This is a genomic window from Streptomyces sp. GC420, assembly GCF_009916105.1.
Taxonomy (GTDB): Bacteria; Actinomycetota; Actinomycetes; order Streptomycetales; family Streptomycetaceae; genus Streptomyces.
On record NZ_JAAAXQ010000029.1, the window covers coordinates 1 to 13,073 of the forward strand.

Genomic DNA, 13,073 nt, shown 5'->3' on the forward strand with positions numbered 1-13,073 from the left:
GGATGGGCGGGCGCTCCGCCGTGGCCCGGCAGGTCGAAGCGGAGCACTCTCCAGGTCCGGGTCAGCTCGGGTATCTGGCGGTCCCACATGTGCCAGGTGGTGCCGAGGGCGGGGCCGAGGACGAGGACGGGGGCGTCCTCCGGGCCGTCGAACCGGTACTGCAGGGTCTTCGTCTCACTCACCCGTCAGACCCTCTCACGTATCACGAAATCCCACATCGCCGGTCCGGCGCCTGCGGCTCTTGTTCCTCGCGCCACGACGGTCTGCCGAAGCCCGGAGGTCCGGGTACGTGTTCTCTCTCCTACCCGTGTAGGCACGGCCGCCGGGATCCCGCCCACCAGCGGCCCGAACACCACACGATGACCAAGGTCCGTCTTCCCCCGGCAGGAGACCGTGCCGCAGCCCGAAGGGCCCTCGCGGTCACGGCTACCGGTCCGCAGCCGGGAGCCCGGCTCCGGGTCCGCCTCGATCTTGCCGGGCATACGGCTTGTCCGAGGCCGCCCCACCCGTGCCCGGCCCCCGCGCGGTCGGTGATGCCGAGCCGGCGCAGTGCGCCAGTGCGATGGACACGGCGCCATGGGCGCCGCGCAGAAGCCGGCGGCGGAGCCGCGTGCCGGGCAAGGTTGACTTCAAGCGCTTGAGGTATCGGAGGATCTCCGCATGGCAGTAGCGCGACTGGGGAGCAAGCCGTGGATCTGACCATCCAGCAGATGGCGCGACGGTCGGGATTCAGCGAGCCCACGCTGCGCTACTACGAGAAGATCGGCCTGCTGGGAGAGGTCGCCCGGGACGAGTCCAGCGGCCATCGCCGGTACGGGCCGGCGACCGCGGCGCGCGTCGTTGCACTGTCCTGCCTGCGTTCGGCGGGGATGACGGTGAGCGGGATGCGCCGCTACCTGGACCTACTCGCCGAGGGAGATTCCGCGGCGGCCGAACAGCGGGATCTGTTCGCCTCGCAGGCGGAGAGGCTGGCCGCCGATATCGAGCAACTCCGACTGCGCCTGGCGTATCTCCGGCGGAAAGCAGACCTGTGGGACGCCCGTGTCCGTGGGGACGCGGATGCCGAGAAGCGAGCGATCGAAGACGTCACGCGCGTCATGGACCAATTCACGCTGAAGGACTGAAACAAGTTGAGTACAGAAGATTCCGCCCCCTCCGTGTCAGAACGCGGGACGGTTCTCGTCACAGGTGGTACCGGGTTCGTCGGCAGCCACTCGGTCGCCCGGCTGCTGCGCGAGGGATACCGGACCCGTGTGACGGTTCGGGAGTCCGGACAAGAGACCGAGGTACTGGCAGCGCTCCGGCAGGCCGAGGTCCAGCCGGCCGGCCGGCTGGAGTTCGTTGTCGCCGATCTCAGCGCCGACCGCGGCTGGGTGGACGCCATGGACGGTGTCAGCCACGTGCTGCACCACGCGTCGCCCTTCCCGTTCACTCCGCCCGAGACGGAGGACGAAGTCATCCTCCCCGCCCGCGACGGTGCGCTGCGCGTCATCTCCGCGGCCCGGAAGGCCCGGATCCCGCGGGTCGTGATGACGTCCTCCTACGCCGCGGTCGGATACACGTTGAAGCCCGGCGACCGCTATTCGGAGGCGGACTGGACCGACCCGGACACCGACGGCCTGCCCGCTTACCACAAGTCGAAGGTGCTGGCCGAGCGCGCCGCCTGGGACTTTGTCCACGCCCATGGGGACATCGAGTTGGCGGTCGTCAATCCCACCGGCATCTTCGGCCCGCAACTGGGCAACCGGCCGTCCGGCTCGGTCGGCCTGGTCAGGGGCATGCTGACCGGGCGGATGCCGGTGGTGCCGATCATGTACTTCGGAGTCGTCGATGTGCGTGACGTCGTGGATCTGCATCTGCGCGCCATGCTGCACCCGAAAGCGGCGGGCGAGCGCTTCATCGCCGTCAGCGGATCATCGATGAGCCTTTTCGGCATGGCACAGATCCTGCGCGAGCACTTCCCCGCCGCAGCCGATCTGCTGCCCTCCGCGGAACTGACCATCGAGCAGGTACGCGAAGCCGCGAAGACCGAGCCGGCCCTGCGGGACGCCGCGGCTCTGCGGGGCCGGATCCCCGTCATCAGTAATGAAAAGGCCCGTACGGTACTGGGCTGGGAGCCCCGGGACGTCCGCGAGACGATCGTGGCGACCGCGGACAGCCAGATCCGGCTGGGCCTGACACTGCCCGACGGCAGCTGATCCGCTGGGGCACGCAGAGCGGCGCCAATACTTCACCAGTACTTTGACGTTTCCCCGACGAACAACGGCTTGCCGTCGTCTGCGCCGACAGGCGATCTCCTCGGGCCTGCCGAGCGTAGTCGCCACCAAGCCCTACCTGCGAGAGCGGGCCGCCCGGATCGGGAGGCCCGCTCTCGCGTTCCTGGCCGGCGTCGGCATCTTCGGCGACGGCCCGAGAAACCAGGATCGCCGGGTTCAGCGCGTGGCGGTGGTGGGCCCTACCGCCCGGCGGGCCGTGTGGCGCACTCGTCGTGCCCGGAAACGGCTCGCGCAGTGCCGGGCACCGGCGCAACGACTGCCCAACGGCCATGACCAAGCAGTCGGATGACAGAGGCGGGCGTGCACAGTTCGCCGGAGGTGCGGCAACGGCTCCGTCACCTCGGCACCGTGGGCGGGGCGGTGAGGCAGTCGTTTTGACAGAGGCGGGAAAACGGCCGCGGCTTCCATTCTGGACGGGCAACCAGCGGGTCCTGCCCGTGGAGCAGAACCCGCCGGCCCGGAAGGACCGAGGGGCCAGCTCCCCGGAAACGGGTCCGCTCCCCGGATCAACCGCCCTCGCGAACCGGAAACCGGTGGCTTCGCGGAAAACGGAAAGGCACATCATGGTCAACGTCGCCGAGGTCAAGGCTGCCCCGAGCACGGATCTTCTGACCCCGGACAACTCGGTCGTGCTGTTCGTCGACCACCAGCCGCAGATGTTCTTCGGCGTCGGCAGCGGTGACCGCACCGCGATCATCAACAGCATCATCGGCCTGGCCAAGGGCGCGAAGGTCTTCGGCGTGCCCACCGTGCCGACCACGGTCGCCGCCGAGTCCTTCTCCGGCCCGGTCATGCCCGAGCTCGCCGCGGTCTTCCCCGGCCAGGAGATCATCGACCGCACCACGATGAACGCCTGGGAGGACGACAGGGTCGTGGAGGCGGTCAGGGCGACCGGCCGCAAGAAGATCGTCATCACCGGTCTGTGGACCGAGGTGTGCGTCGTCCTGCCGGCTCTGTCGGCTCTCGGCCAGGACTACGAGGTCTACGTGGTGGCCGACGCCTCCGGCGGCGTGACCCCCGAGGCCCACGAGCACGCCATCCGGCGCATGGCCGGCGCCGGCGCCGTCCCGGTCACCTGGCTGCAGGTGATGCCGGAGCTCCAGCGCGACTGGGCCCGCGGCGAGACCTACGGCGCCGTCCTGGACGTCGTCAGGGAGCACGGCGGCGCCTACGGCCTCGGCGCCGGTGGACTCGGCGCTGACATAGGCCGCCTCCGCCAGCCGGCGGCTGCGGTCGGAGCGCCGCGGGCTGAGGTCGGCGGCCCGGATCCGGAGTAGCTGAAGTCCGCCTCGAACTCCACGCCGGCGGCACGCAGGACTCGGGTTCCTTCCGCGCTCGCCGCCCCGGCGAGGACGTCCAGCACCGCGGTCTTCCCGACTCCCGCGTCTCCGGACAGCAGCAGGGCCCCGCCTCCGGCCCCGATGCCGAGACGGGCGCGGATCCGCTCCAGGTCCGGGTCCCGGCCGATCAGGGGAGCGGCGGTCGGAGGTGGTGAACTTCCACTGGAACGGCTGTGCCGTGGCGTTGTGGCGGTCTTCGAAGGCTCGGAGCCGGTCCCCGACCTGAGCGAGGTCGGTGAAGTCGTTGGGTGAGACGACCTTGCGCTGGACGACGGAGAAGCAGATCTCGATCTGGTTCAGCCAGGAGGCATGCACCGGGGTGTGGATCACCACCGCGTTCGGGAACGCGGCCGACAGTCGGTCGGCGGCCTTCTGCCCGCGGTGGGAGGAGCCGTTGTCGACGATCCAGTACACGCGCTTGGCGCTGGCGTACGGTTCCTCACTCATGACCTGGGTGACCAGGTTCATGAACGGGGTGATGCCGGTGCGCGGTTCCGTGCGGCCGAACAGGCGGGCGCGGTGGACGTCGTAGGCAGCCACATGGGCCAGCGCGCCGCCGCGGCCATAGATGTGATTCACGCGCATCGCCCGTGCCCGGCCGGGGGCGAGGGTGGGGTGGCAGCGGCAGCGGGCCTGGATGGAGGTCTTTTCGTCGGCGCTGATGACGTACTCGTCCGCGCCCAAGGCCTGGCCCTGCCAGGTGCGGGCATACAGGTCCAGGACGCGTTCGGCCTTGGGGCGGAAGCCGGGGTCGGTGATGAAGATCCAGGAACGGTGCTGCCACGGCTTGAGCGCGTCCTCGCGGAGCCAGCGGCGCACGGTGGAGGCTGAGACGGGGCCGGTGACACCGCGGGCGGTCAGTTCGGCGGCCAGCTCCGGACAAGACCAGCGCGCCAGCGGAGTTCCAGCCTCGGCGGGCAGCTGGCAGGCCAACGACTTGGCCCGGGCGCCCTAAAGCGCGCTGAACGTCGGTGGTCGGCCCGAACGCTTGCGGTCGGCCAGCCCGATGAGGCGCAGCTCGGCGAACCGGCCCCGCCACCTGCGCACCGTGTCCAGGTGCAGGCCCGTCTCCCGGGCCATCCGCGCGTTGGAGCGGTCCCGCGCGGCGTGCAACACGACCTGCGCGCGCAACCGGGCCTGGTGGGGAGGGTCTTGTGACCGAAAGCCGTCTTCTTGAGACGGTGGCGCTCGGATGCGGTCAGCACGATCTGACAGGCGACGGCAACGGGCAAGGCAGGAAAGCCGATCAGCAGAAGTGGATCTTGCCTGCGGGTTTCTGCCGCAGCACCCGGTACGCCGAATCGGCAAGATAGCCCATGCCCATCGCGTCGGAGTCGGCGAAGTCCGCTCCGCCCGGAACTGACTGAGGGTGCAGCCGCTGGTGCTGGCGGAATCGTCGTGGCGCAGTGAGGTTGACGTGTTCGCCGTCGGCCAGTTCGCCGTCGACGTAGTCGAACTGGCCACGGTGGCGGATGCCCAGGGGCGAGCTGGGCGCCAGGTGATGCGGGCGTGGGCCAGTCGTCCCGACGCAGCGCCATGGGGATTGGCGCCGGACCAGTGCAGGGCGGTCGACGCTGCACTGGCACCACCGTCTGCTGCTCAGGGCTGTCGGCCGACGAAGTACAAGAACGCGGTCTGGGCGTCGGCGTCGTGGGGGGCGGGGATGCTGGGCTGGAACGCCCCGGTTGCCTGCAGGCCGGCGTAGTGGGGCAAGAGGACCTGGTGGGTTCGGGCGACGAGTTCGGGGTCGAGCTTCTCGTCGCCGCCGACCGCGCGGGCCAGGTCCCAGGTGTGGACCAGCAGTTCCAGGCTGCCCACGACGTCGGCGGCCTGCTCGACCGGCACCGGCCCCAACGGTCCGCCGGGCAGCCGCGTGGCGGCCCGGTCCGGATCGCTCAGCATCGCCTGCATGCCGTCGCGGCAGTGCTCGAAGGCGACGGCGAGGTCCGTGCCGGGTTCGACCGTGGGTGCGTCGGCCATTGAAGAGATCCCGACCCCGTCGGCAGCCGCCGGCGGCTTGCCATTGACCATGGCGAGGATGCCGCGATGTCCGTTGATGACGTGGGCGACCACGTCGCGGGCCGTCCAGCCCTCGCAGGGGCTCGCGGCGTCCCAGCGATCCGCCGGGGTCGCCTGGATGCGTGCGAGGAGTCCGTCAGAGAGCAGGCGGTAGCGGTGTGCGATGTCGGACATGAGGGTTCTGCTTTCGGTTTCGATCGTTGTTCCGCGCCCGAAGGTGCGGGGCCCGGCCAGGCGTTCTGGCCGGGGCGGGGGTCACAGGTGGTCGAGGAGGGCGATCAGGCGGCTCATGGTCCGCGAGCGCCAGCCGACAGCCATGATCTTGCGCGCCTGCTGCTGGAGCGGGTGATCGGGGTCGAAGCCCTCGTGGACCAGGAAAAGCCGGGTGCCGTGCCCCTCGGCTTGCAGCGTCCAGGTGATGGTCCAGTCGGCGCCGCTCGCTGCGTCGGGGTCGGCGTCGCGCCAGCCGATGCGCAGCATTTCCTCGGGTTTGAACGCCAGTACCTCGGCGCTGATGGTGCCCGAGAACCCCGTAGCCGGCAGAGCGGGGACGTGCATCGTGTAGCGGTGGCCGACCGCGAGCCGGAAGTCGCCGGGCATGAGCCACTGGGCGATCAACTCGGGCTCAGTCAGTGCCCGCCACACCTTGGCAGGCGGGTGGGCCAGGAACTGATCCACCCGCACCGCGGTGAGGTCGTCATCGGTCATGCCTGATCGTCGTCCATCGAGTCCAGCAGCGTGCCGAGATCGGCGAGCTTCGCGCGCCAGAACCGCTCGAACGGACTCAGCCAGTCCTGGACCTCGTGCAAGGGGACGGCCTCCAACTGGTACAGCCGCTGTCGGCCCACCTTGGTTTCACTCGCCAGCCCCGCTTCGCGGAGCACTTTGAGGTGTTCGGAAAAGCTGGGGCGAGCCATGGCGAAGTGGGCGGCCAACTCGTTGACCGGCTGCGGGCCGTGCTCACGTAGCAGCCGCAGCACCTCCCGGCGCACCGGGCTGGCCAGGGCAGCGAAGACCTGGTCCTCGGAGGGCTGGACGGCGGGTGCTGGCATCAGCGGCGGACCGGGGCCGGCGCGGCCAGCACCAGGCGGTTGCCGTCGGGGTCGATGACCGTCGCCTCGCGGCCCCAGGGCCGGTCAGCCGGTCCCTCGACGTCGACCCCAGCCTCGGCCAGCTGCGCGCAGTCGCCGTCCAGGTCGGTGGTCTCCAAGATGATCCCCCGGGCGGTGCCGGGAGTGAGGCCCGGCTGTCCGCTGGCCAGTGTGAAGCTGGTCTGCGCACCCTTGGGCGCGACCTGCAGCCAGCGCATCGGACCGGCCTGCTGATCGACGAGCACCTCGAAGCCGAGGGTGTCGACGTAGAAGGTCTTCGCGCGGTCCTGGTCGGAAACGGGAACGGTGACGATCTTGGTGTGCGTGATGTTCATGCCTTCACTATAGGTAGGAAATCTCCTACCTGTCATGTCGATCTTCCCGGGCCGCATCCGAGGCGGCGCCGCGAACAGACGCAGCCGCTGCTGGGCCTCGCAATCCGACGGCGCCGAAGCGGTAGATCTGCCCCGCAGCGTGGGCCCCGCGCACCAAGCCGGCAGCGCGCGGCACCACCAGTTGTGTTGATCGCCACTCAAGATGAGGACGCAGAGCCCCGGATATGCCACTCGCGATGACGATGCGGGCTTCGCCGGCTCCGCTGGATTGATCTTCGAGGTGCTGGCCCTCGACGCTGGCAAGCGTCCCGGCCAGGACCGGCTGGGTCGAGCCCGATATCGCACCCTTCCCCTGGCAGCAAGCCGACAACGGGTGAGACGGCCTTGAAGCCATCAGCCCCGTCTGCGGTCTGACAGGGTTGAAGCTTGCAGGCACGCACAGCTTGATCGGCAACGGCCCTCCCGCCTCAATCGGCGGCAATGCCGGAAGGGCGAGTGGCGGTCGCCCCGCACAAGAACCTCGACGCGTTCGCGACCACGGACCTCGACATACAGCTCAAGCGGCGCGGCGTGCAGCACGTGACCGTCGCGGGCATGATCGGGACGATGTGTGTGGAGTCCACAGCCCGCAGCGCCATGGAACTCGGATACGAGGTCACGCTCGTCAAGGATGCCACGGCTCCCGCGGGCGGTCCCGGCGCGTACGAGGAGATGCTGAGGCGGTACGAACTGATCGCCCACCACGTGCTGACCACCGACGAGGTCCTGGCCACGAACCCCTTCTCCGCGCGGTAGGCGGCGCGGAGGCCCGGCCGGGGCGCAGCTGCGCCCCGGCCGGGCCGACGGCGATCACGCCGGCCCCTGCGTCAGCCGTCGTTCGGGACGGCGGGGCGCCGGTACACGCCGTACCAGTAACCGAGCGCCAGCTCGCGGGCGACGAGAGCGTCGTCGGCCCCGTCGCTGTTCGCCACCTGCTGAGCGATGACCTGGCCCCCGCCCTGAACGATCGCCTTGGCCGCCAGCCGGGCGTCGATGTCCGCCGGCGTACGGCTGTCCCGCTGCTCCTCCTCGATGACCTTCACCAGATTGTCGATGAATCGCTCCTGGTCGGCAGTCCACGCCTCCCGCACCATCGGGTCGTACGCGGCCACCTCGTTGATCGCGGACAGCAGGGCCGCGTGCTCGCGGTAGTGCCGGAGGATCCGCTCGTAGGTCCGTGCCAGTCCGTCCACCCCGCCGTCCGGAGCGCAGGGGCGCCAGGCCGCCGCGATCGCGAAGCTCTCCGTCTTGAGGGAGCCGCTCAGCCGCAGGAGGACGTCGACCTTGTCACGGAAGTACAGGTAGAAGGTGGAACGCGAGATTCCCGCGGCGTGCGCCATCTGCTCCACGCTCAGCTCGGTGTAGGTCACACCGGAGCGCAGAAGCTCCTCGATCACGGAAAGTATCCGCTTCTCGAGTGCGGCCCGCCGGTCGGCCGCGGTGGAGCGTCGTCGAGTGGTCGAAGCCATGCGGCCATCCTAGGGAACCGGCGGGAGCGCCTCGAAGCAGGTCATGGACGAGGCCGTGCAGCGCTGTACGCGAGCCGAGCACGAGCCGCCGCCGGGCGGCGGGGAGGGTTCGGGCCCTCAGGGTGACCCGCCCGTCGACGCCCAGGGTTACTCGCCGTTGACCTCGAGCCCGACGGCCGGAAGCCATTGGCCGGGCTTCCGGGAAGGTCCGCGCCGTCTGCTCACCCGGCGCTCAGCGTGGCGAAGAGCATGTTGAGCCCCTCCCCCATAGTGGGGTGAGTGATGATCATGTCCCGCAGCGCCGTGCAGGGCAGGCCGGCAAGCATGGCGGTCTGCACGACGGTGATGACTTCCCCGGCTTCCGGCCCGAGGAGCGAGGCGCCGAGGATCTTGTGGCTGTCGGCATCGACGACCGCCTTCCACAGACCCGCGGTCTCCCGCATGGTCCTCGCGCGGGGAATGGCCGCCACGGGCAGGCGCGCGATCAGCACGTCGTGCCCCGCACGGCGGGCTTCTTCCTCTCCGAGCCCCACGCGGGCCAGGTCGACACCGAGGAATGTGGTGTGCGGGATCAGGCGCCCTTTCGTGGACCGCGTGCCGCCCGCCAGGTTGGCCTTGAGGATCCTGTAGTCGTCCAGAGAGGCGTGGGTGAACTGAGGGCTGCCGGCCACGTCCCCTGCGGCCCAGGTGTGCTCCGCCGTCGTCGCCAGGTACTCGTCGACGGCGATGAATCCGCTGTCGGTGAGGGCGACCCGGGCACGTTCCAGGTCGAGTTCTTCGGTGACGGGCTGCCTTCCGGCGGCGACCAGGACGTCGTCGCCGCTCACCTCACTGCCGTCGTCCAGCGACACGGTCACCGCTCCGGCGCTGTCGCGGACGACTCTGGTCACCCCGCGGCCGAGGAGGACATTGACGCCGTTGTCGGCCAGGAGGGCCGCTGCCGCGGCCGCGATGTCGGGGTCCTCCTGGGGCAGGAGTGCGCGGTTGCGGGCCACGACGGTGACCCGGCTTCCGAACGCGGCGAACATGTCGGCGAACTCCAGGCCGATCGGCCCGGCACCGATCACGATCAGACGACCGGGAATCCGCTCCAGACGCAGCAGGCTCTCACTGGTGAGCGGCCCTGCCGCGGAGAGCCCCGGTATGCCGGGGATCCGCGGCCGGGTTCCCGTGTTGATGACTGTCCGGGCCCCCCGCAGAACGCGGCTGCCCCCGTCCCGCAGGGCGACCTCCACCGTACGCTCGGCGACGAATCTCGCCTGCCCCAGCACCAGATCCATACCGGAGTCGAGGAACTGCTTGTGGTTGATGGCGATCATGCCGTCGACCACCTCGGCCTTGTGCTCCCGCAGGCGTTCCACGTCGGTTCCGGTGTCGCCGACGACCAGCCCCAGTTCCCGGCCACGCGCCAGGGTCCGGCGGGCCCGGGCGCTGGTCACCAGGGCCTTGGTCGGGATGCAGGCGACATTGACGCAGGTGCCGCCGATCAGCCCCCTCTCCACCATGGCCACACGCTGTCCCGCTCGGGCCCGGTCCATGGCGAGTGTCTTGCCGGCCTTGCCGCCGCCCACGACCAGAAGGTCGAACTCCTCCACCATCGGCACCTCTCGTCCGCGGCTCCGTGCCGACTCGGCAGTCCGTTGGGCCTGTCCAGCCAGGGGCAAGCGCCGCATGGAACCATACGACTGACCGGACATGGTGTCCAACGCCTTGACCAAATCACAGCGACGGCGCAGGGCTGCGCACCTCACCGCAGAAGCACGCCGAAGACGATCGTGAAGAACGCCTCGAACGCCCGGGCCGACCGGTCGGCCCGGGCGGAGATCAGCGCCCCTTCCCACGCACTCAGCACGAAGCGCGCCAGGGTCGAGGAGTCCACCGTCTTCGCCACGTCACCCGCCTGCTGAGCCTCGGCGATGGCGAAGGCAAGGGCGTCCATCCACTCCTCGAAGCTCTTTCGCGCGGTTTCGCGCACCGCCTCGCTGTGGTCGGCGACCTCGACGGCCAGATCGCCGACCAGACAACCGCGGGTGAAGTCCGCGCCGATGCTCTCGTCCCGCAGGAACTCGAAGTGCTGACGCAGCCGGGCCAGCGGCGCCACGGACGTGTCACGCAGCCCGTCCAGCCGGCGGCCCGCGCCGTACCGGTCCAAGGCAACGACAGCCAGGGCCTCTTTGCTCTCGAAGTGGTTGTAGAAGGACCCCTTCGGAGCCCCCGCGGCATCGGTGATGTCCTTCACGCCGGTTGCCGCGTACCCGTGGGCGTGGAACTGCTGAACCGCCGCGGCGACGAGGTTCTCACGCAGACTGGCTCTGGCCATTTCGAGGTCTCCTCACATGACAGGTGAGCGATCATCCTACGCCACCAAGACGAGCGGTCACCTTCATAGTAGCCGGTGGCACCCCGCCGCACCCACCCGCGGAACCGGCAACCAACCAGGTATACCGCGCTATGAGGCAGACGATCCGGCACGACAGGGAGCACGCCCGCTTGCCCAGCTTAAGACGACCGGTCATTATGGAGCGAGGGATCGGTTCGCCGAGACAACGTGTACGACCCGAGAGGACCTTTGCCATGAGCGATCTCATGACCCACGTGATCAGTGCGCACGGCGGCCTTGACCGCTACGCCCAGTACGACTCGGTCACCGCCCACTTCCGCTCGGGAGGGGCCCTGTGGACGCTGAAGGGCCGGGACGGCATCTTCGACCGGGCTGCCGTGCGAGTCGGCCTTCGCAGACAGCACGCGAGTCACTACCCTTTCACCGCACCGGGCCTCCACACCTCCTTCACAGCCCGGCGCGTGGCCGTGGAGACCGACGGCGGCGAGGTGCGGACCGAACGCCTCGACCCCCGGGCCGCGTTCGAAGGCCACACTCTGGAAACCCCGTGGGACGACCTGCACGTCGCCTACTTCGCCGGGTATGCGATGTGGACGTACCTGACGTCCCCCTTCACCTTCGCCTCTCCCGGCTTCCGGACCGAGGAACTGGCTCCCGTCGTCGAGGACGGACAGACCTGGAGCCGGCTGAAGGTCACGTTCCCCGAGGACATCGCCACGCACAGCCGGGAGCAGATCTTCTACTTCGACCGGGAAGGGCTGCTCCGGAGGCACGACTACACCGCAGAGGTCCTGGGCGCCGGGCCGGCGGCGCACTACAGCTTCGGTCACAAGCGGTTCGGCGGGATCGTGGTGCCCACCAGGCGACGCGTGTACCCACTGGGGGATGACGGGGTGGTGCGGCGCGACATCGAGCTCGTCACCATAGACGTCGAGGGCGTCGAGTTCGACTGACACCGTCGGTCGAGGAGTTCGGCCGCCGCCCAGGGAGCGAAACGGTGCTCGGCCCCCTCGACCGCGGTCGAGGGGGCCGAGCACCGGGCGGGTCCGACGCGCCGCCTCCCTGCCGCTCACTGCTCGACGTCGACGACGACCTTCCCCGAGGCCGTGCCGTTCTCCACGGCGGCATGCGCTTCGGCCACCGTCTCCAACCGGTAGCGCCGCGCGTCGAGCAGGGGGCGGAGCCTGCCGCTGTCGGCGAGCGCGGCGGCCTCCCGGAGGATCTGGCCGTGATGCTCGCGCCCGGTTCCCGTCAGCATCGGCAGCAGGGTGAACACGCCCGAGTAGGTGGCGCCGTGGAACGACAGCGGCGCGAGGCTGTGCGTGCCCCACCCGAGGGCACTGACCACGTGCCCGGTGTGGTTGCGCACGGCTTCGAAGGAGGCGTCCAGCACCGGCCCGCCGACGGTGTCGAACACCACGTCGAAGCCCGCGCCGCCGGTGTGCTCGGCCACGTACTTGTCCACGGACGTCGTGGTGTAGTCGATCGGTGTCGCACCGAGGCTCCGCACGACCGGCGCCTTGGGTGCCGACGCGGTCGCGTAGACCTCGGCGCCGCGGGCTGCCGCGATCTGGACGGCGACACTGCCCACCCCGCCCGCGCCGCCGTGCACCAGGACGCGCTGGCCGGCGCGCACGCCGGCGCGGTCGACCAGCCCCTCCCACGCCGTGATCACCGCCAGGGGCAGCGCCGCCGCCTCCCGCATCCCGAGGGAGACCGGCTTGGGTGCGAGCAGGCGGGCGTCGACCGCGGCGTACTGCGCCAGCGATCCCTGCAGATCGCCCACTCCGCCGATCAGTCCGTAGACCTCGTCGCCCGGCCGGAAGCCGGTCGCCTCCGGCCCTGCTTCCACGACCACGCCCGCCATGTCCAGGCCCAGAACCGCCGGGAGTCGGCTGCGCGCGTGAGCCGCCCGCCCCGCCCGGATCTTGGTGTCGAGCGGATTGACGCCGCTCGCGTGAATCCGGACCAGCACCTGCCCCTTCCTCGGCTCGGGCCGCGGCACCTCGCGCAGCTCCAGGGGGCCACCGAACTCTTCCAGCACGACGGCACGCATGGCGTGCCTCCCTTCCTCGAGTACACCGGCACGGCAATGGCCTGCCGACCCGCTTAATCAGACAGACTAGTACGTTCGATTAAGGGAGGCAATCGATGACTGCCACC

16 protein-coding genes and 1 pseudogene are annotated in these 13,073 nt (G+C 70.0%); 5 read left to right on the forward strand and 12 right to left on the reverse strand.

The window, feature by feature from the left end; genetic code table 11:
* Window positions 1-182, reverse strand: a 182-nt coding sequence (locus GUY61_RS06150; protein ID WP_398954440.1) for an alpha/beta fold hydrolase, incomplete at its 3' end; no start/stop codon positions are given.
* A gap of 507 nt (window positions 183-689) precedes the next feature.
* Between GUY61_RS06150 and GUY61_RS06155 the strand changes: the two genes are divergently transcribed.
* The 3 genes from GUY61_RS06155 to GUY61_RS06165 all read left to right on the forward strand — a co-directional run bounded on the left by GUY61_RS06155 (window position 690) and on the right by GUY61_RS06165 (window position 3,553).
* Window positions 690-1,124: a MerR family transcriptional regulator gene (locus tag GUY61_RS06155; protein ID WP_313896538.1), complete on the forward strand. Its 435-nt coding sequence runs from the start codon at window positions 690-692 to the stop codon at window positions 1,122-1,124.
* Between the two features lie 6 nt (window positions 1,125-1,130).
* Entirely contained in the window at window positions 1,131-2,198 is a 1,068-nt protein-coding gene (locus GUY61_RS06160; protein ID WP_208105631.1) for an aldehyde reductase, read from the forward strand.
* Window positions 2,199-2,839: 641 nt separating this feature from the next.
* Entirely contained in the window at window positions 2,840-3,553 is a 714-nt protein-coding gene (locus GUY61_RS06165) for a hydrolase (protein ID WP_166629029.1), read from the forward strand.
* Here GUY61_RS06165 and GUY61_RS39795 read toward each other — a convergent pair.
* The 7 genes and pseudogenes from GUY61_RS39795 to GUY61_RS06195 all read right to left on the reverse strand — a co-directional run bounded on the left by GUY61_RS39795 (window position 3,445) and on the right by GUY61_RS06195 (window position 7,061).
* On the reverse strand, window positions 3,445-3,747 hold the full coding sequence (locus GUY61_RS39795) for an AAA family ATPase (RefSeq protein WP_166629058.1): 303 nt from the start codon (window positions 3,745-3,747) through the stop codon (window positions 3,445-3,447). The genes GUY61_RS06165 and GUY61_RS39795 overlap by 109 nt on opposite strands.
* 112 nt (window positions 3,748-3,859) lie before the next feature.
* Window positions 3,860-4,549, reverse strand: a pseudogene (locus tag GUY61_RS39800) (transposase); the annotation flags it as partial.
* A gap of 18 nt (window positions 4,550-4,567) precedes the next feature.
* On the reverse strand, window positions 4,568-4,747 hold the full coding sequence (locus tag GUY61_RS39100) for a helix-turn-helix domain-containing protein (protein ID WP_208105633.1): 180 nt from the start codon (window positions 4,745-4,747) through the stop codon (window positions 4,568-4,570).
* A gap of 468 nt (window positions 4,748-5,215) precedes the next feature.
* Entirely contained in the window at window positions 5,216-5,809 is a 594-nt protein-coding gene (locus tag GUY61_RS06180; RefSeq protein ID WP_166629030.1) for a TIGR03086 family metal-binding protein, read from the reverse strand.
* An 81-nt stretch (window positions 5,810-5,890) separates the two neighbouring features.
* The gene (locus GUY61_RS06185) at window positions 5,891-6,343 is read right to left on the reverse strand and encodes an SRPBCC domain-containing protein (RefSeq protein ID WP_166629031.1); all 453 of its coding nucleotides are present in this window, start codon (window positions 6,341-6,343) and stop codon (window positions 5,891-5,893) included.
* Complete coding sequence (locus GUY61_RS06190; RefSeq protein WP_166629032.1) at window positions 6,340-6,687, reverse strand: helix-turn-helix transcriptional regulator; 348 nt, start codon at window positions 6,685-6,687, stop codon at window positions 6,340-6,342. Before GUY61_RS06190 ends, GUY61_RS06185 begins: the two co-directional genes overlap by 4 nt.
* Complete coding sequence (locus tag GUY61_RS06195) at window positions 6,687-7,061, reverse strand: VOC family protein (protein ID WP_166629033.1); 375 nt, start codon at window positions 7,059-7,061, stop codon at window positions 6,687-6,689. Before GUY61_RS06195 ends, GUY61_RS06190 begins: the two co-directional genes overlap by 1 nt.
* 480 nt (window positions 7,062-7,541) lie before the next feature.
* On the opposite strand from GUY61_RS06195, the gene GUY61_RS06200 reads away from it, so the two are divergent.
* Window positions 7,542-7,856, forward strand: coding sequence for an isochorismatase family protein (locus tag GUY61_RS06200; protein WP_243766217.1), 315 nt, complete (start codon window positions 7,542-7,544; stop codon window positions 7,854-7,856).
* A 71-nt stretch (window positions 7,857-7,927) separates the two neighbouring features.
* Here GUY61_RS06200 and GUY61_RS06205 read toward each other — a convergent pair whose 3' ends face one another.
* The 3 genes from GUY61_RS06205 to GUY61_RS06215 form a co-directional block, all read right to left on the reverse strand.
* Window positions 7,928-8,569, reverse strand: a complete 642-nt coding sequence (locus GUY61_RS06205) for a TetR/AcrR family transcriptional regulator (protein ID WP_166629034.1) — start codon at window positions 8,567-8,569, stop codon at window positions 7,928-7,930.
* Window positions 8,570-8,790: 221 nt separating this feature from the next.
* Entirely contained in the window at window positions 8,791-10,167 is a 1,377-nt protein-coding gene (locus tag GUY61_RS06210) for an NAD(P)/FAD-dependent oxidoreductase (RefSeq protein WP_166629035.1), read from the reverse strand.
* Between the two features lie 149 nt (window positions 10,168-10,316).
* Entirely contained in the window at window positions 10,317-10,889 is a 573-nt protein-coding gene (locus GUY61_RS06215; RefSeq protein WP_166629036.1) for a TetR/AcrR family transcriptional regulator, read from the reverse strand.
* Window positions 10,890-11,143: 254 nt separating this feature from the next.
* Between GUY61_RS06215 and GUY61_RS06220 the strand changes: the two genes are divergently transcribed.
* Window positions 11,144-11,863 carry a hypothetical protein gene (locus tag GUY61_RS06220; protein ID WP_166629037.1) on the forward strand — a complete coding sequence of 240 codons (720 nt, stop codon included), beginning with the start codon at window positions 11,144-11,146 and terminating at the stop codon, window positions 11,861-11,863.
* Between the two features lie 116 nt (window positions 11,864-11,979).
* Here GUY61_RS06220 and GUY61_RS06225 read toward each other — a convergent pair whose 3' ends face one another.
* Complete coding sequence (locus GUY61_RS06225) at window positions 11,980-12,966, reverse strand: zinc-dependent alcohol dehydrogenase family protein (protein ID WP_166629038.1); 987 nt, start codon at window positions 12,964-12,966, stop codon at window positions 11,980-11,982.
* Window positions 12,967-13,073: the final 107 nt, after the last annotated feature.

Excerpts from the sequence above, each read along its gene's own strand:
- GUY61_RS06220 (WP_166629037.1), top strand. The coding sequence starts at position 11,144 with ATGAGCGATCTCATGACCCACGTGATCAGTGCGCACGGCGGCCTTGAC.
- GUY61_RS06190 (WP_166629032.1), bottom strand. The coding sequence starts at position 6,687 with ATGCCAGCACCCGCCGTCCAGCCCTCCGAGGACCAGGTCTTCGCTGCC.
- GUY61_RS06180 (WP_166629030.1), bottom strand. The coding sequence starts at position 5,809 with ATGTCCGACATCGCACACCGCTACCGCCTGCTCTCTGACGGACTCCTC.
- GUY61_RS06195 (WP_166629033.1), bottom strand. The coding sequence starts at position 7,061 with ATGAACATCACGCACACCAAGATCGTCACCGTTCCCGTTTCCGACCAG.
- GUY61_RS06205 (WP_166629034.1), bottom strand. The coding sequence starts at position 8,569 with ATGGCTTCGACCACTCGACGACGCTCCACCGCGGCCGACCGGCGGGCC.
- GUY61_RS06200 (WP_243766217.1), top strand. The coding sequence starts at position 7,542 with ATGCCGGAAGGGCGAGTGGCGGTCGCCCCGCACAAGAACCTCGACGCG.
- GUY61_RS06215 (WP_166629036.1), bottom strand. The coding sequence starts at position 10,889 with ATGGCCAGAGCCAGTCTGCGTGAGAACCTCGTCGCCGCGGCGGTTCAG.
- GUY61_RS06225 (WP_166629038.1), bottom strand. The coding sequence starts at position 12,966 with ATGCGTGCCGTCGTGCTGGAAGAGTTCGGTGGCCCCCTGGAGCTGCGC.
- GUY61_RS06210 (WP_166629035.1), bottom strand. The coding sequence starts at position 10,167 with ATGGTGGAGGAGTTCGACCTTCTGGTCGTGGGCGGCGGCAAGGCCGGC.
- GUY61_RS06185 (WP_166629031.1), bottom strand. The coding sequence starts at position 6,343 with ATGACCGATGACGACCTCACCGCGGTGCGGGTGGATCAGTTCCTGGCC.
- GUY61_RS06165 (WP_166629029.1), top strand. The coding sequence starts at position 2,840 with ATGGTCAACGTCGCCGAGGTCAAGGCTGCCCCGAGCACGGATCTTCTG.